Here is a 16,183-nt window from a genome sequence, read left to right as displayed (position 1 = left end):
AGGGCCCCACGTTCCCCCCCGCTCATAGCCCGCAAACCACCCACCCATGAACGCGAGAAGGCTCCCCATGACTTCCACGCTCGAGCAGCCCCCCGGCCAGAAGCAGACCGCAGGCAGACGCCCTGCCCCGACGCGGACCGCACTGACCTTTCGTCAGCGGCTGAACCGGTGGGATGTCCGCTATTCGCCGTACTTCTACGTCGCGCCGTTCTTCGTACTCTTCGGACTTGTCGGCCTGTTCCCGCTCGTCTACACCTTCGTCGTCTCACTGAACGACTGGAATCTGCTCACCGGCCCCGGTGAGTGGGTCGGGTTCAAGAACTACGCCGCCGAGCTCACCGACCCACTGTTCTGGAACTCCGTCTTCAACACGTTCAGCATCTTCCTGCTCTCGGCGATCCCGCAGCTCATCGCCGCAATCGTCATCGCCGCTGTGCTCGACCAGAACCTGAGGGCGAAGACCTTCTGGCGGATCTCGGTGATCCTGCCCTACATCGTCACGCCCGTGGCAGTGACGCTGATCTTCAGCAACATGTTCGGCGAGAAGTACGGCCTCATCAACAGCCTGCTCGAGAACTTCCATCTGCCTCCCGTGATGTGGAAGACCGACACGCTCGCGAGCCACATCGCGATCGCAACGATGGTCAACTGGCGCTGGACCGGGTACAACGCGCTGATCCTTCTCGCCGCCATGCAGGCGGTCCCCAAAGACATCCACGAGTCGGCAGCGATCGACGGCGCCGGCGCCGTACGGCGCTTCTTCTCGATCACCGTTCCGAGCATCCGTCCGACGATCATCTTCGTCATCATCACCGCGACCATCGGCGGCCTGCAGATCTTCACCGAGCCGAAGCTGTTCAACGCCGCGAGTTCCACACCCGGTGGACCGCAGCGGCAGTATCAGACTACTGTTCTCTACCTATGGGATCTGGCCTTCAACCGGGAGTCGTTCGGCAAGGCCTCGGCCGTCGCCTGGATCCTGTTCCTCATCATCGTCGTCATCGGCCTGGTCAACTTCCTGCTCTCGCGCAGCATCGCCAGCGCCGAGACGAAGGTCGGAAGGCGCCGGACACGACGGCGCCTCGCCGCGATCGCCGCCCCATCGCCCGCCACCGGCTCCGCCATCGCCGGTGTGAACGAGGAGGACTTCCGATGACCGCGCAGCTCGCCAGCAGGCCTGCGACCCAGCGTCGTCGCCGCCGCGCTGGCATGGGGATCGAGCGCCGACCCGGCTGGCTCGCCTACACACTCGTGATCGTGTTCTTCGTCGCCGGTGCCTACCCTTTGTACTGGTCGTTCATCATCGGGTCGAGTGACAAGAGCGTGCTCACCGACACGTGGCCGCCGCTGCTTCCGGGCGGGCAGTTCTGGAAGAACGTCGGCGTGGTGCTCGACACCGTGCCGTTCTGGCAGGCGCTGGTGAATTCGATCATCGTCTCGACGGTGGTCGCGGCATCCGTCATCACGTTCTCGACCCTCGCGGGCTACGCATTTGCGAAACTCCGCTTCCGGGGCCGCGAGGGACTCATGATCTTCGTCATCGCGACGCTCGCGGTTCCGACCCAGTTGGGCATCATCCCGCTGTTCATCCTGATGCGCCAGCTGGGATGGACCGGCACACTCGGGGCGGTCATCGTCCCCACGCTGGTCACCGCGTTCGGCGTCTTCTTCATGCGTCAGTACCTCGTGGATGTCATCCCCGACGAGCTGATCGAAGCGGCGCGCATCGACGGCGCCAGCATGATCCGGACGTTCTGGCATGTCGGGGTGCCGGCCGCGCGCCCCGCAATGGCGATCCTGGGGCTTTTCACCTTCATGACGGCATGGACCGACTATCTCTGGCCTCTGCTCGTCGTCCCCCAGAATCCGACCCTCCAAGTCGCGCTGAGTCAGCTCCAGTCCGCCAAGTATGTGGATTACGCCGTCGTGCTCGCCGGTGCCGTGCTGGCGACCCTCCCGCTGCTGGCGCTGCTCATCGTCGCTGGTAAACAGTTGGTCAGCGGCATCATGGCCGGCGCGGTGAAAGGGTGACGGTGACCGACCATTCCACCACGAGAGAGGACTCCGCACGCATGAGCGAGAGCAATCTGCGCGCGTTCCCGTCGAACTTCCTGTTCGGAGCCGCCACCGCCGCCTTCCAGATCGAGGGCGCGGCGCAGGAGGACGGACGCCGCGACTCGATCTGGGATGTGTTCTGCCGCGTCTCCGGCGCGGTCATCAACGGCGACAACGGCGACGTCGCCTGCGACCACTACCACCTGTATCGCGACGACGTCGCGCTCATGAAGCGGATGGGGCTGCAGACATACCGCTTCTCAACCTCGTGGTCGCGCGTGCGCCCCGACGGCGGCGCACTGAACGCGCAGGGCGTCGACTTCTACAAGCGGCTGGCCGATGAGCTGCTGGATGCCGGCATCCTCCCCTGGCTGACCCTGTACCACTGGGACCTGCCCCAGGCGCTCCAGGACGACGGCGGCTGGACCAACCGGACGACGGCCGACCTCTTCACCGAGTACGCGCTGGACCTGCACGACGCCCTGGGCGACCGGGTGAACGTGTGGACGACCCTCAACGAGCCATGGTGCTCGTCGTTCCTCAGCTACACTGCCGGACTCCATGCGCCGGGGCACCACAGCGCCGTGGAGGGAATGCTCGCGTCGCACCACCTGCTGCTCGCCCACGGCCAGACCGTGCGCGAATTGCGGGCACGCGACGTGTCGCTCAACCTGGGCCTCACGCTGAACCTGACGGTCGCCGACGCCGTCGATGAGACGGACGTCGCCGACCTGGACGCGGCACGCAGGATCGACGGCCAGTTCAACCGCTGGTTCCTCGACCCGATCTTCCGCGGGGAGTATCCGGCCGACATCCTCGAGGACTTCCGTGCGGCGGATGCTGCGGCGACGGCCGCGCTCGAGACCGCCATCCATCCGGGCGACCTGGCCGTCATCTCGACCCCCATCGACACGCTCGGCGTGAACTACTACCACGGCGAGCTCGTGGGCGGTCACGCGCCCGACGTGCCGCCCGCCGCGGGTGACGCTCCCACCGACCGGGCCGGGCACTCGCCGTTCCCCTCGGCGGACGGCATCCACTGGTATGAACGAGGGCTTGCGCGCACCCCGATGAACTGGGAGGTGCAGCCCGAGGGGCTCACGCGCCTGCTCATCCGCGTTTCGGAGGAGTACGCGGTCGATGCGGGCACCGCCTTGTACGTCACGGAGAACGGCGCGGCGTACGACGACGACCTCGTTCGCGAAGACGGTGAGCTGCGGGTGCACGACAGCGAGCGCGCCGACTTCGTCCGCGTGCACCTCGGCGCGATCCTCGACGCGATCGAGGCGGGAGTGGACGTGCGGGGCTACTTCTACTGGTCGCTGCTCGACAACTTCGAGTGGGCGTGGGGGTACGAGAAGCGATTCGGGATCGTCCGGGTCGACTACGAGACCCAGGAGCGGACCGTCAAGGACAGCGGACGGGAATACAGTCGCATCATCGGAGCGCGCGCGCTGGACCTGCTTCCGGCCACGGTCGCGTCGTAGCATCCGACAGAGAAGGGTGAAGGGAATGACGACGGACGCGATGCGAGGCACTGTCACGATCGAGGAGGTCGCCGCCGCGGCGGGGGTCTCGAGATCGACGGTGTCGCGCGTCGTGAACGGATCGACCGCCGTGAGTCCTGAAGCGCTCGAAGCCGTCCAGCGCGCCATCGCCGAGCTGAACTACGTGCCCAACCGCGCAGCCCGATCCCTCGCCAGCCGGCAGACGCACGCCATCGCGCTGATCGTCCCCGAAGACACCACCCGATTCTTCGGCGACCCGTTCTTCGCCGCGATCGTCTCGGGGATCAACGCGCGTCTCAGTCGCTCCGACTACGTGCTGAACCTCTTCATCGCAAGCGATGACCCCGGTGACAAGACGACGAGCTACGTGCGAAGCGGTGCCGTCGACGGCGCGTTCGTGGTCTCGCACCACACCAGCGACACCTTCATCGACCGCATCGCGAGTGCGGTGCCCGTCGTCTACGGCGGGCGTCCATCCCGCGAGCGCGAGCGCGACTACTACGTCGACGTCGACAATGTCCGCGGTGGATGGGACGCGACCACCTATCTGATCGAGCGGGGCCATCACCGCATCGCGACGATCACCGGACCTCTGACCATGGCCGCCGGGATGGACCGGCTGCAGGGATACCGCGACGCGATGGCGGCCCACGGCCTCGCCGAGGGCGCCATCGAAGACGGCAACTTCACGGCCGACGGCGGGGCGGCCGCGATGCGGCGCATCCTCGAGAACATCGAGCGGCCCGATGCGATCTTCGTCGCGAGCGACCTCATGGCGCGCGGCGCGCTCTCGGTGCTCGCGCGCGAGGGCATCCGGGTGCCCGAGGACATGTCGATCATGGGATTCGACGACTCCCCCGTCGCGACGACGGTGACACCGCAGCTCACCACGATGCGCCAGCCGTCGCTCGTGCAGGGCGAGCGCATGGCCAGCGTGCTGCTGGACCTCCTCGCTGGTCGCCACCCCCGCCACGTCACGATCCTCGAGACCGAGCTCGTGGTGCGCGACTCCGTGTGAACCCTCACCCGCTCGGTCGTTGAGCGACGCTTCGACTCGCTTCGTTCGCTCAGGGCGGGTCTTCGCGAGACGAAACGCCCCGAACCGACGAGCAACCGGCGCCGCGGCAGACCCTCGGAGCCATTTGGTCTTCGTCGCTGCGCTCTCGCTCGACGACCCGGTTGCGAGCAGCGTCAGGCGCTGGATGCCACGAGCAGGTTGTTCCACGGGTCGTCGAAGGTGAGCGTGCGACCGTCGTCGCGCACCGCCAAACCGTGGTGACGAAGTCGCTCGCCCAATTCGCCGACGGCGTCCGTATCCGGGAGTGCCAGGTTCACGCGTGCGAGCCCGAGAGCCGGCATCCGGGGACCCGCGCCCCGCGAGTTCCACACGTTCATCGCCATGTGGTGGTGATAGCCGCCGGCGCTCACGAAGACGGCCTGATTGCCGAGCGTCGCGGTCTCGTCGAAGCCGAGGGCCTCGACGTAGAAGGCGCGGGCGGTTGCGACATCCCCCACCGACAGGTGCACGTGTCCGACGGATGCCGCATCCCCCGCGGTCGCGCCGCCCGAGGCCTCCTCGGTGAGGTGGTCCGTGAGGAAGCGGTTCGGATCGAGGTACAGCGTCGCCATCTCGACGTGCCCGTGCACCCAAGACCATTCGGTGCGGGCACGGTCCCAGTACAGCTCGATGCCGTTGCCCTCGGGATCGGTGAAGTAGAACGCCTGGCTCACGAGATGGTCTGCGGAGCCGGTGAACGTGCCCGGTGCGTGTCGCGCCACCGAGTACAGCGCTGCGGCGAGGGCAGCCTGCGTCTCGAACAGGATGGCGGTGTGGAAGAGGCCCGCGGAGCCCGGTGCAGCGCTACGCAGCGCGGGATCGTGGGTCAGCACGACGATGGGACGCCCGCTGCGTCCGAGCGTCACGGTGTCGCCTTCCGCCGAGAGCACCTGCAGGGTGACCACGTCGCGGTAGTACCGGGTCATGCCGTCGAGGTCGCCGACGAGCAGCGTCACCGCGCCCATCGCCGTGTCAGCCGCGAGCCGGTCGGCGTATACAGCGAGCCGTTCATTCATGTGAATGGACAACTCCGGAGTGCCGGGCTTCATTCCCCGCGCCGCCTCCTGGGGGATCCGGGTGTCGGGTTCGCGTTGCGGGGTTTGGGGCGCGTCCGGCGCGTTGGGGCGTATTCCGCGCGCCCCAACGGACCGGAGGCGCCCCAAACCCCCGGGTAACGGCCACGCGGCCTGCTCGGCCTCGTCCGGGTGGTCGCCGCTCAGCGGAACCACGTAGGGATCGCACCGCCGTCGCCACCCGGGGCCGGCCGGTTCACCCCGTCAGGCGGCCGAGCAGCTCGCGGTAGCGGTCGGCGGTGCGCTCCACGATCTCGTCCGGAAGCTCCGGCGGAACGCCGCTGCGGTCCCAGTTCGCCGCCAGCCAGTCGCGCACGATCTGCTTGTCGAAGCTCGCCATCCGCTCGTGGGGGGTGGATGCCGTCGCCCAGGTGCCGGCATCCCAATACCGCGACGAGTCGCTCGTGAGCACCTCATCGGCGAGGGTCATGACCCCGCCGTCGTCGACGCCGAACTCGAACTTCGTATCGGCGAGGATCAGCCCGCGATCCTCGGCCGTGCGCGCAGCGCGCTCGTAGATCTCGAGCGAAAGGTCGCGCAGCTCCTCGGCGCGATCAGGCCCGACCAGCTGGACGGTCTGGTCGAACGAGATGTTCTCGTCATGCTCGCCCATCGGGGCCTTGTAGGCCGGGGTGAAGATCGGCGCGGGCAGCCGGTCCCCGTTCGCGAGATCGCCCGGCAGGCGGATGCCGCACACGGTGCCGTGCTGCACGTATTCCGCCCACCCCGAGCCCGTCAGGTACCCCCGCACCACGCACTCGATGGGCATCATCTCGAGACTCTTGACCACCATCGCGCGCCCGGTGACCGTCGCCGGGATCAGCGAGGTGACATCGTCCGGCGTGTTCGCGACCCCGTCGCGGCCGAGTCCGAGGGTGTGCGAGGCGACGAGGTGGTTCGGGATGCCGCGCCCGCCGTCGGCGCCCGCGAGCTGGTCGAACCACCACAGGCTGAGGGTCGTCAGCAGCTCGCCCTTGCCCGGGATGCCCGGCGAGAGGACATGATCGAACGCGCTCACCCGGTCGCTCGCGACGACGAGCATGCGATCGGCGCGATCATCGGGGCCGCCCCCCGAGCTCGTCGACGAGTCTGATGGCACATACAGGTCGCGCACCTTGCCCGAGTAGACATGCCGCCAGCCGGGAAGGTCGAGAGGGGTCGTCACCCGCCCATTATCCCGGGCGGCGCGGCCCGCGCGTCAGGGCGTGATGGAGTCGACGAAAACGTACGCCTCCGCGACGAGCGGCGCCCAGCGATCCGGTGCGTCCGGTGACACGATGAGCCACTCGCGCATCGACCGCTCGCGCATGACCATGCGTGCGGTGCCGGCCGCGGCATCCAGCTCGTCGACGCGCGCCTCGGGGAGCTTGAGGGCCAGCGACCCCTGGAAGCTGACGAACGCGAACACCTTGCCGCGCACTCGGAGCCCTTCGCTGCCGAACATCGCCCCGATGTCGACGTCGGGCATGGCGAGGTACTCCTGCGCGATCGGATCGAGGATCGCGTGTGCCCGCTCCATTGCCGCGGCATCCAGCATGGGAGCCACGCTAGCCTCCGCCTCCGACATCGCGGAAGTCGCCGAAACGATGTATAGTCCATGTGGACTAACCAACCCGGAGTAATCATGCAGGACGCCGTCGATCGCCTCACGCCCCTCGGGGTCATGGTCCTCGCGCTGCTGCGTGAGGGCGACATGCATCCCTACGAGATGATGCGGCTCATGCGGGCGCGACGCGACGATCGCCTGGTGGCGATCACGAACGGCACGATGTACCACACCGTCGGTCGCCTCGAGCGGGCCGGACTCCTCGCGGAAGTCGGCGTGGACCGCGAGGGCAATCGCCCTGAGCGGACGACGTACACGGTGACGGATGCCGGCTACTCCGCCGTCATCGAATGGGTGCGCCGGGAGCTTCCGCGGGTCGACCACCCCGCCGAGTTCCGCATCGCCCTCGCCGAGGCGCACAACCTCGCCCGCGACGAGGTCGTGTCGCTCCTTCGCACTCGTCGCGACGCCCGGGCGTCCGTCAAGTCGGAAATCGCCACGGGACTGCGCACCGCCGCCGCCAAGGGCGTGCCGACCCAGTACCTGCTCGAGCTCGAACGCGAGGAGTCGCTGCTGGCAGCGGATCTCGAATGGCTCGATCGCCTCATCCGGCGCCTGGAAGACGAGGAGTTCCCCTGGGGAGCGCTCGCGCCGACCACGCGCTATCTCGAACAACGAAAGGCCGCACGACTATGACCGAAACGCGCGCGAACGCGCCGGCATCCACTCACGAACGAAGCCCGTGGCCGGCCCTCTGGGCCCTCGTCATCGGCTTCTTCATGATCCTCGTCGACACGACGATCGTCTCGGTTGCGAATCCCGCCATCAAGGCGGCGCTCGATCCCGACACCGCGAACCTCGACAACGTCGTGTGGGTGACTTCGGCGTATCTGCTCGCCTATGCGGTCCCGCTTCTCATCACAGGCCGGCTGGGGGACCGCTTCGGACCGAAGCGCATCTACCTGATCGGACTCGTGGTCTTCACCCTCGCGTCGCTCGGCTGCGGACTCTCGGGAACCCTCGAGCTGCTGATCATCGCTCGCGCGATCCAAGGCCTCGGCGCGGCGCTGATGACTCCGCAGACGATGGCGGTCATCACCCGCACCTTCCCGCCCACCAATCGCGGCGCGGCGATGGGTCTGTGGGGCGCCACCGCCGGCGTCGCGACGCTGGTCGGACCCCTCCTCGGTGGTCTGCTGGTCGACGGCTTCGGGTGGGAGTGGATCTTCTTCATCAACATCCCGGTCGGCATCGTCGCGTTCGTGATGGCCTGGATCCTGGTGCCGAACCTCCAGACCCATCCGCACCGCTTCGACATCACCGGCGTCGTCCTCAGCGCCATCGGCCTGTTCCTGATCGTCTTCGGGCTGCAGGAGGCCCAGCACTACGACTGGGGCGTCATCTGGGGCCCGATCACCGTGTGGGGGATGATCATCGCCGGCGTGGTCGTGATGGGAATCTTCATCTGGACGCAGGCGCGGACCAAGAGCGAGCCGCTGGTGCCGCTCGAGCTGTTCAGGGATCGCAACTTCGGCATCTCGAACCTCGCAATCGCGACCGTCGGGTTCACCGTGACCAGCATGTCGCTGCCGCTCATGTTCTACATCCAGCTCGCCCGCGGGCTGACCCCGACCCAGTCGGCACTGCTCCTCATCCCCATGGCACTCCTCTCCGGCGTCCTCGCGCCGTTCGCCGGCATGCTCCTCGATCGCACGGACCCGCGGTTCCTGCTCGTTCCGGGGCTCCTCGCCGTGGCCGGTTCGCTGTTCTGGTACTCGACGCTCATGAACGCGGACACGCCGATCTGGATGTTCCTGCTGCCTTCCGCCTTGATGGGCATCGGCAACGCGGGAATGTGGGGGCCGCTGGCGACCACCGCGACGCGCAACCTGCCGATGCAGCAGGCGGGCGCAGGCTCCGGCATCTACAACACGACGAGAACCGTCGGCTCCGTGATCGGCTCGGCCGCCATCGCCGCATACATGCAGAACCGGCTCGAGGCGAACCTGCCCGGCGCGTCACAGGCATCCGGCGGCTTCAGCGGCGGCACCCTGCCGCCGTTCGTCATCGACGGCTTCTCGCAGGCCATGTCGCAGGCCATCCTCCTGCCGGCGTGCGCTCTGCTGGTCGGTCTGGTCGCTGTGCTCTTCCTCAAGCGACCGGGTCTGACGGCGTCGACGAAGGCGTGGAATGCGGCGCGTGCCGAGGCGGCACCTGCCGAGGGGGCGCCTGCCGAGGGGTGACCTAGGAGCGCGACCGTTCAGGCCGCCGTAGGGGTCAGGTAGTGCGCGATGACGTGGTCCGCGATCGCGATCGACGAGGTGGCGGCGGGCGAGGGGGCGTTGCGCAGCAGCGTGACGGGCCCGACCTGGTCGACCGCGAAGTCGTCGAGCAGCTCGCCGGCGCGACCCCACGCCTGGGCCCGGACGCCCGCGGCGGACTTGTGCGTGAGGTCGGACAGCTTCAGCTCGGGCACGAACCGGCGTGCCTTCTGGAAGTACAGCGGCTTGATGAGCGACCCCGAGATCTCATCGACCCCCATCCGCCAGTGCTGCTTGGCGAGCGGCCATGCGCCGGGCCAGGCGAGCGACTCCCACGTGTCCTTGGGTGAGACCGACAGCCACGAATAGCCCTCGCGCGCGAGTGCGGGCACCGCGTTCGGCCCGACGTGCACGTTGTCGTACACGCCGCGGGTGAAGTGCACGCCGAGAAACGGGAAGCGCGGATCAGGAACGGGATAGATCATCCCGTTCACGAGGTCGGTGCGCTCGGCGGCGAGCTCCCAGTACTCGCCGCGGAACGGCAGGATCTTCGGCGAAGGGTTCGCGCCCACGAAACGCGCCACCACGTCGGACTGCAGCCCCGCGCAGACGACGAGCCGGTCGAACAGGTCATCCGAGACCGGAGTGATAACCCGCACCCGGTCGCCTTCGAGCCGGATGCCGGTCACCTCGTGTCCGAGACGGATCGAGCCGCCCGCGGCACGGACATCCTGCGCCATCGCCTCGGTGATCGTGGCGTAGTCGACGGCCGCGGTATGCGGGGAGTGGACTGCCGCGACGCCGGCGACGTGCGGCTCGATCTCCTTGAGACGCGAGACGTCGTCGATGCGGGCCAGGTCGGGGACGCGGTTCTCGATCGAGCGCCGCTCTATCTCGGCGAGGGCGCCGAGCTCGGACTCGTCGACCGCCACCACGAGCTTGCCGACCTCGCGATACGGCAGGCCCTTCTCGACGCAGAAGTCGCGCATCGAGGCCCGGCCCGCCGCGCAGAGGGTCGCTTTGAGCGATCCCGGCTTGTAGTAGAGGCCGGCATGCACCACGCCCGAGTTGTGACCGGTCTGGTGCTGCGCGAGACGCCCCTCCTTCTCGAGCACGACGATCGAGTCGCCGCGCGCCGAGAGCGCGCGGGCGAGCGCGATACCGACGATGCCGCCGCCGATGATCCCGGTGGTGCCCGGCATCAGTGCGTCCGCGCTGCGGCGTCGGCGATGAAGCGACCGGCCACCAGGTCGGCGTCGACGGTGATGCTCACGGATTCCTCCACGCGCGCGGAGTCATGCGCTCTACGAGAGGCGCCCGCCGCGCCCTCATCTTAGGATGATCTGCGCACCAGACCGCGACCGGCGTCGCGGTTCCGGCCGGCCTTGATCGACGACGGCTCGGCTCACCCGAGCATCGGCTGGTCCGGATAGGCGGATCCGGGTTCGATCGGAACCTCGGCCTCGGCGGCGATCCGGTCACTCAACGGATGCCACGTCATGAGCACTCGGAAATTGGACGTCGTGCCGGCAGAGATGAACGCGCCGAAGCCGACGCTCAACTGGATGCCGAACTCGACCTGGATCTCATCGGGATTGTCGGTCTGCGCCCGCAGCTGCGCGATCAGGGAGCGCACCGCGGGTTGAATGCGCGCAAGCGCACTGTCGAGTCCGACCTCGGCCCGCTGCACGGTGTCGGCGGTGCTCGTCGCCCCGCCCCAGCCGCGGGTGACGAGGTCGGGCTGGGCCGCGGCATCCGGGACCTGGATGGTCACTTCCTCGCCATCGCTCGTCGTATACGTCACCAGTTTCATGGTGCTCCTCTGTCACTCGTGGTGCTGCGGTGGTCGCGTTGGACGTGTCGCACTGGTTCCTAAATGAGCCGCCCGGTGAGGTCAGGGCAATGCGGGCAAGGAGCGGGTGATGGTCACCGCGAAGGCGCCGATGTTGTCGCCGACGCCCGCATCGTTGGGACCGAACTCGAGGGGACCATCGGCGGGGCACGTGATCGACACCGACGAGCCCGCAGCGAACGGGTCGCCCTCTCCGACTCGGGCGATCAGGCCGCGGTGCGACGCCGTCCTGAGGACGTTCCCAGGTTGCATCGTCCCGTCCGGCGCGGGCTGAAGACCATCCGGACCGGCATCCTGGTCGTCCGTGGCTCCGGCGAAGGTGACGATGCCGGTTGCGCTCACGCGATACGAATCGCCGGTCACGCACGTGATGCCGCTCGGGGTCCAAGCGACCGCGCCGGGCACCTTGATGGTCGTGAGTGCGAGACTCGCGGGGTCGACGTCGGGGCGGGTCGTCACCACCGCGTCGAAGGTCCCCTCGTTGTTGTCGACACCCTTGTCGTTGATGCCGAGTTCCAGTTCGTCCGCCGCGCCAGGGCAGATCACGGTGCGCTCGCTGCCGATGAAGAAAGGATCGCCGCCGCCGAGTCGCCCGAGCAGAGCCGCATGCTGGACGTCGGCGACGACGTTCGAATCGAGGAACGCAGACGTCAGACCATTCGGTCCGTTCGTGATTCCATTGCCGGGGACCACCGATCCGGTCGCGGCCACGTCGATCACGATACCCGGCGCGCAATCGACCCCGGTCTTGGTCCAAGCCACGGCCGCCGGTACCGCGACCGAAGTGTGAATCGGTGTCGGCGCGACGGACGTCTGAGATGCCTGCGGTCCGGTTGTCGCACCGGAGCCTCGAGTTCCAGCACCTGCGTTGACGAAGAGGATCGCCGCCACAGCCCCCGCTGCCAGCAAGGCTGCACCGCCCACTGCCGACAGCACCAGGATTCGGCGGCGTCGTGCGTCGCGCCCGCCCGGGGGTTCGCCGCTGGACGGCAGAGGCGACGCGGGCGGTGAGGTTGGGGGATTGTCGGGCGGCGACGATTCGTGCAGGGGTGTCTCCGCCTCGGGGATTTGCGGGCCCGCGCCGGCGATCGGCGATTCGATCGCGGTGCCAAGGGCCGCGGCCGCGATCCCGGCGTGTGTCCCTGGTTCGGGTGCGCCGGCTGAGGCGGCCTCCGTGTCGATGGGTTCAGGCCCCGCATTCGCCGGCTCGGGGGTGGTGCCTTCGACGGGTTCGTGATCGGTCGGGATCGGCTCGGATGCCGTGACGTCGACGGGTTCCGGTTCCGTCGTGGTCGGCCCGGGCGCGGCGGATCCGGCTGCGTCGGGCTCGACCGGGGTCGCATCGGTCGCTGCGGGCTCGGGCGCGGGTTCGCCCGCGGCGGGCTCCGGCGCCGTGTCCGCGACGGACGGCGGATCCACGTGCGTCGGCACGGACATGGCGCCCACCGCAAGCGCCTCCGCCGGCGTAGGCCCGAACTTCGCCGGTTCGACTGGGCCTGACTGGGAGGTGACCGGTCCGAAGGCCGCCGCCTCCGGCGTGGCCGGCCAGACCGGCGCCGGTCCGAACGACGCGGGCTCCGCCGAGGCGGGCACGGTGGCGGCCGGCCCGAACGCCGACCGCTCGACGTCAGGCGGCTCGGCCTGGCTCGGTTCGGGCGCCGTCTCGCTCGACCCGGGTTCATCAACTGCGGGTTCGTCCTGCGCGGATTCATCCGCTGTCGGTTCGTGCGAGGAAGGCTGATCGACCGGTGGGGGCGACTCGGGCTCACGCGCTTCCGGCTCAGAGATCTCGGGCCCTGACACCTGGGAGTCCTCCGGTTGCGACGGCCCAGGCTCAGGCGACTCCGGCTCGGGCACCGCCGCCTCGGTCGCTGCGGCCCCGGCCACGTGCTCGGGTACCGCCGCCACGACGTCCGCTGCAGCGATCAAGCCGGGGCCTGCCACCGCCGCCGGCTCGGTAGACCGGGTCGAAACCGGCACCGAGGCATCCAGCAGACTCGTGTCGTCACCGCCGAGGTACAGCACTGGGGTGATCCACTCCAGGGTGTCGCGGGTGATCCCGAGGATGCCGATGCGGCCGCTGCGGACGGCCTCGTCGATGCGGCGGCCCGACGCGAGCGCGATGTAGAAGCTCCGCGCGAAAGCGAGCGCCGCGTAGTCGCTCACCGCGAACTGCATCGCGACGACGGCGTTGATGCCGCTGTGGACGAGCGTCGCAGCGGTCCCGGCGAAGAGGTCCGACGTGCCGGTCGAGCCGGACTGGCAGGAGTTCAGCACGACGAGGCGAGGGGCGCTGCTGGCCTCGTTGAGCAGGTCTGCGAGACTGCTCGCCGACACGAAGTCGGCGCGACCGTCTCGCCCCACGAGGGCGATGAGTCCCTCGTCGGCGGCATCGTCGTATCCACCGTGCCCGATGAAGTGCAGCACATGCCACTTCCCTGTCAGCAGCTCGCTGTGAAGTCCGCCCCAGGAGGTGTCGGCGAGCCAGACGAGTTCGACGCTTCCGTCGGCGATGTGCGCCGCGAGAGCTGACTCGAGTCGCTCCTTCTCGGCCTCGACATCCAGGGCCTCCAGGCCTCGCGGTGACGAAACCATTGCGAGGATGCGAAGCGGCGCGGCAACCGGCGCGAGCCTTGCGGCGTAGGGGGAAGAGACCCTCCTGACGAGCGGCTCCTTGCGGCTGACGTAGCGTCCGGCCTCCGAATCGTAAAGAGCCTCCCACGGCAGCGCCGCGAGCCGGGGCGCCGTCAGCCGCAGCGTCAGCTGAGGCGTCAGGCCTCGTTCCGACGCGACCGCGCTGCTCGCCCGGTAGACCTCGCCGATCCTGCCCGTGAAGACGGCGTCGAAGAGGCGGACGCCGATGCTCTGCACGGCCGATTCACGGATCGACATCACGCGGCGCGCAGAGACGGACGAAGCGAGGATGCTCGACTCGATCTGCGGCAGGCTGTCCAGGACGTCGTCGATGTCGAGCGAGATCGTCGCCGACGGTTCGCCGCCCGCGATCGACTTCAGGACATGCACGGAGAAGGTGCCTGGTGTCGGTCCGGCACCGAGCTCCAGTTCGATGACAGCGCTCATGAGCCCCCTGTACAACGATGATGGCACTCAACGATCGGTGGGTGAAGCCTGGCAGCGCAGTGGGCAGAGGTCACCCCGGGCGATGGGCGTCAGTGCTCGACGACGCGCTCGGCGATGTCGGTGCGGTGCTGGCCCCCTTCGAGGGTGATCTCGGCGAGCGCACGGTAGGCGCGATCGCGCGCCTGAGCGAAAGTGGTGCCGAGCCCGACCACGTTCAGCACGCGCCCGCCCGTCGTGACCAGACCGCCGCCCGCTTCTGCCGTGGCGGCGTGGGCCAGATGCACACCTTCGACGGCGGATGCGGCATCCACTCCACTCAGGCTTCGTCCGGTGACCGGCGCCTGCGGGTAGCCCTCGCTCGCGAGCACCACGGTCACCGCGACCGCGTCGGCGAACGCGGGGCGCGGCTGATCCTCGAGATGGCCGGATGCCGCGGCCAGCAGCAGCTCGGACAGCGGGTCGACGAGCCGGGGCAGGACGACCTGCGTCTCGGGATCCCCGAACCGCGCGTTGAACTCGATGACCTTCACGCCCTGTTCGGTGAGGATCAGCCCGGCGTAGAGCAGCCCGATGAACGGCGTCCCCTCTTCGTCGAGCCGGCGGATGACGGGCTCGGCGACCTCGCGCGTCACGAGATCGACGAACTCGTCCTCACCACCGAACGAGTGGCTGAGCCACGGCACGGGCGAGTACGCACCCATCCCGCCGGTGTTGGGTCCCTCGTCGCCGTCGCGCAGGCGCTTGTAGTCCTGCGCAGGGCTCAGCGGCAGCACGTGGTCGCCGTCGGCGAGGAAGAACAGGGACACCTCGGGGCCGGTGAGGAACTCTTCGACGAGCACCGCTCCGCTGGGCAGGTAGGCGTCGGCGTGGGCGAGGGCGGCATCGCGGTCGTCGGTGACGATCACGCCCTTCCCGGCGGCCAGGCCGTCCGCCTTGACGACGTACGGTGCGCCCAGGTCATCCAGTGCGGCTTCGACCTCGACGCGGGTGGCGGCACGCAGCGCGCGGCCGGTCGGCACGCCCGCGGCATCCATGATGCGCTTCGCGAAGGATTTCGACCCCTCGAGCTGCGCGGCGGCCTTTCCGGGACCGAAGACCGGGATGCCGCGCTCCCGCAGCCCGTCGGCGACGCCGGCGACGAGCGGCGCTTCAGGTCCGATCACGACGAGGTCGACGGCGTTCTCGTTGGCGAACATCGTGACCGCGGCGGAGTCGTCCGGGTCGAGGGCGACGACGGTCGCGTCCCGCGCGATGCCGGCATTGCCGGGGGCGGCGAAGATCTCGTGTGCCGCGTCTTCCGCCCGCAGGGACAGGATGATGGCGTGCTCGCGCGCGCCCGAGCCGAGGACGAGGATCTTCACCCGGCCAGCCTACCCAGCCGCCCCGCGGCGGCGAGGTCGCATCCCGCCTCGTTCCCGGCCACGGGTCCCCGGGGTTTGGGGCGCCATCCGTCCGTTGGGGCGCACGGAATGCGCCCCAACGGACCACACGCGCCCCAAACCCTCACCTCGGCGCCGAGACCGGGACGCCCGGGGCGCCCCGCCATCGCACAGGGGGAGCGGCAGGGCACCGCGGGTGCCGCGCCGTACCCCATTGGCTAGCGCCGCGTGCGGGGCTAGCGTGTGACGTGCGGGTCTGGGACGACTGATGGGGGAGCAGCGGCGACGCCGCCGCGCACGGGAGTCTTCGCCCTCTCGCACTGCCACAAACCACAACTGAACGGGCGCTGCCGGCGAGCCGGCCTGTGGCG

The 16,183-nt window shown here is 68.9% G+C and carries 13 protein-coding genes; 6 read left to right on the top strand and 7 right to left on the bottom strand.

Annotated elements, in window-relative coordinates:
• Positions 1-67: 67 nt before the first annotated feature.
• The 4 genes from ABD212_RS08040 to ABD212_RS08025 are packed head-to-tail and all read left to right on the top strand — an operon-like array spanning position 68 to position 4,581.
• A complete protein-coding gene (locus ABD212_RS08040; RefSeq protein ID WP_344093180.1) occupies positions 68-1,156 on the top strand; it encodes a carbohydrate ABC transporter permease in 1,089 nt (362 codons plus the stop codon).
• The gene (locus ABD212_RS08035; protein WP_344093177.1) at positions 1,153-2,031 is read left to right on the top strand and encodes a carbohydrate ABC transporter permease; all 879 of its coding nucleotides are present in this window, start codon (positions 1,153-1,155) and stop codon (positions 2,029-2,031) included. The genes ABD212_RS08040 and ABD212_RS08035 overlap by 4 nt, the downstream gene beginning before the upstream one ends.
• Positions 2,032-2,072: 41 nt before the next feature.
• A complete protein-coding gene (locus ABD212_RS08030; RefSeq protein WP_344093175.1) occupies positions 2,073-3,542 on the top strand; it encodes a GH1 family beta-glucosidase in 1,470 nt (489 codons plus the stop codon).
• A 1-nt stretch (position 3,543) separates the two neighbouring features.
• Positions 3,544-4,581 (top strand): LacI family DNA-binding transcriptional regulator, encoded by a 1,038-nt coding sequence (locus tag ABD212_RS08025; protein ID WP_344094122.1) that lies wholly within the window; start codon positions 3,544-3,546, stop codon positions 4,579-4,581.
• Positions 4,582-4,754: 173 nt separating this feature from the next.
• Here the strand turns inward: ABD212_RS08025 and ABD212_RS08020 are convergent, their stop codons facing one another.
• The 3 genes from ABD212_RS08020 to ABD212_RS08010 all read right to left on the bottom strand — a co-directional run bounded on the left by ABD212_RS08020 (position 4,755) and on the right by ABD212_RS08010 (position 7,230).
• Positions 4,755-5,636 carry a VOC family protein gene (locus ABD212_RS08020; protein ID WP_344093173.1) on the bottom strand — a complete coding sequence of 294 codons (882 nt, stop codon included), beginning with the start codon at positions 5,634-5,636 and terminating at the stop codon, positions 4,755-4,757.
• 253 nt (positions 5,637-5,889) lie between these two features.
• The gene (locus tag ABD212_RS08015) at positions 5,890-6,858 is read right to left on the bottom strand and encodes a phosphoribosylaminoimidazolesuccinocarboxamide synthase (protein ID WP_344093171.1); all 969 of its coding nucleotides are present in this window, start codon (positions 6,856-6,858) and stop codon (positions 5,890-5,892) included.
• A 33-nt stretch (positions 6,859-6,891) separates the two neighbouring features.
• A complete protein-coding gene (locus ABD212_RS08010) occupies positions 6,892-7,230 on the bottom strand; it encodes a TfoX/Sxy family protein (protein ID WP_344094120.1) in 339 nt (112 codons plus the stop codon).
• Positions 7,231-7,317: 87 nt separating this feature from the next.
• Between ABD212_RS08010 and ABD212_RS08005 the strand changes: the two genes are divergently transcribed.
• Entirely contained in the window at positions 7,318-7,935 is a 618-nt protein-coding gene (locus ABD212_RS08005) for a PadR family transcriptional regulator (protein ID WP_344093168.1), read from the top strand.
• Positions 7,932-9,482, top strand: coding sequence for a DHA2 family efflux MFS transporter permease subunit (locus tag ABD212_RS08000; RefSeq protein WP_344093165.1), 1,551 nt, complete (start codon positions 7,932-7,934; stop codon positions 9,480-9,482). The genes ABD212_RS08005 and ABD212_RS08000 overlap by 4 nt, the downstream gene beginning before the upstream one ends.
• Before the next feature lie 17 nt (positions 9,483-9,499).
• Here the strand turns inward: ABD212_RS08000 and lhgO are convergent, their stop codons facing one another.
• From lhgO to purD, 4 genes are all read right to left on the bottom strand, one after another.
• Entirely contained in the window at positions 9,500-10,702 is a 1,203-nt protein-coding gene (gene lhgO, locus ABD212_RS07995; protein ID WP_344093162.1) for an L-2-hydroxyglutarate oxidase, read from the bottom strand.
• Positions 10,703-10,905: 203 nt separating this feature from the next.
• Complete coding sequence (locus ABD212_RS07990; RefSeq protein ID WP_344093159.1) at positions 10,906-11,313, bottom strand: CU044_2847 family protein; 408 nt, start codon at positions 11,311-11,313, stop codon at positions 10,906-10,908.
• Between the two features lie 81 nt (positions 11,314-11,394).
• On the bottom strand, positions 11,395-14,433 hold the full coding sequence (locus ABD212_RS07985) for a CHAT domain-containing protein (protein WP_344093156.1): 3,039 nt from the start codon (positions 14,431-14,433) through the stop codon (positions 11,395-11,397).
• Between the two features lie 89 nt (positions 14,434-14,522).
• Complete coding sequence (gene purD / locus ABD212_RS07980; RefSeq protein WP_344093154.1) at positions 14,523-15,794, bottom strand: phosphoribosylamine--glycine ligase; 1,272 nt, start codon at positions 15,792-15,794, stop codon at positions 14,523-14,525.
• Between the last annotated feature and the right edge of the window lie 389 nt (positions 15,795-16,183).

The sequence above is a fragment of the Microbacterium deminutum genome, assembly GCF_039530205.1.
GTDB lineage: Bacteria > Actinomycetota > Actinomycetes > Actinomycetales > Microbacteriaceae > Microbacterium > Microbacterium deminutum.
This window is presented reverse-complemented; position numbering and strand designations above follow the sequence as displayed.

Coding starts and splice junctions, on each gene's coding strand:
- ABD212_RS08040 (WP_344093180.1), top strand. CDS start 68: ATGACTTCCACGCTCGAGCAGCCCCCCGGCCAGAAGCAGACCGCAGGC.
- ABD212_RS08035 (WP_344093177.1), top strand. CDS start 1,153: ATGACCGCGCAGCTCGCCAGCAGGCCTGCGACCCAGCGTCGTCGCCGC.
- ABD212_RS08030 (WP_344093175.1), top strand. CDS start 2,073: ATGAGCGAGAGCAATCTGCGCGCGTTCCCGTCGAACTTCCTGTTCGGA.
- ABD212_RS08020 (WP_344093173.1), bottom strand. CDS start 5,636: ATGAATGAACGGCTCGCTGTATACGCCGACCGGCTCGCGGCTGACACG.
- ABD212_RS08010 (WP_344094120.1), bottom strand. CDS start 7,230: ATGCTGGATGCCGCGGCAATGGAGCGGGCACACGCGATCCTCGATCCG.
- ABD212_RS08005 (WP_344093168.1), top strand. CDS start 7,318: ATGCAGGACGCCGTCGATCGCCTCACGCCCCTCGGGGTCATGGTCCTC.
- ABD212_RS08000 (WP_344093165.1), top strand. CDS start 7,932: ATGACCGAAACGCGCGCGAACGCGCCGGCATCCACTCACGAACGAAGC.
- lhgO (WP_344093162.1), bottom strand. CDS start 10,702: ATGCCGGGCACCACCGGGATCATCGGCGGCGGCATCGTCGGTATCGCG.
- ABD212_RS07990 (WP_344093159.1), bottom strand. CDS start 11,313: ATGAAACTGGTGACGTATACGACGAGCGATGGCGAGGAAGTGACCATC.
- ABD212_RS07985 (WP_344093156.1), bottom strand. CDS start 14,433: ATGAGCGCTGTCATCGAACTGGAGCTCGGTGCCGGACCGACACCAGGC.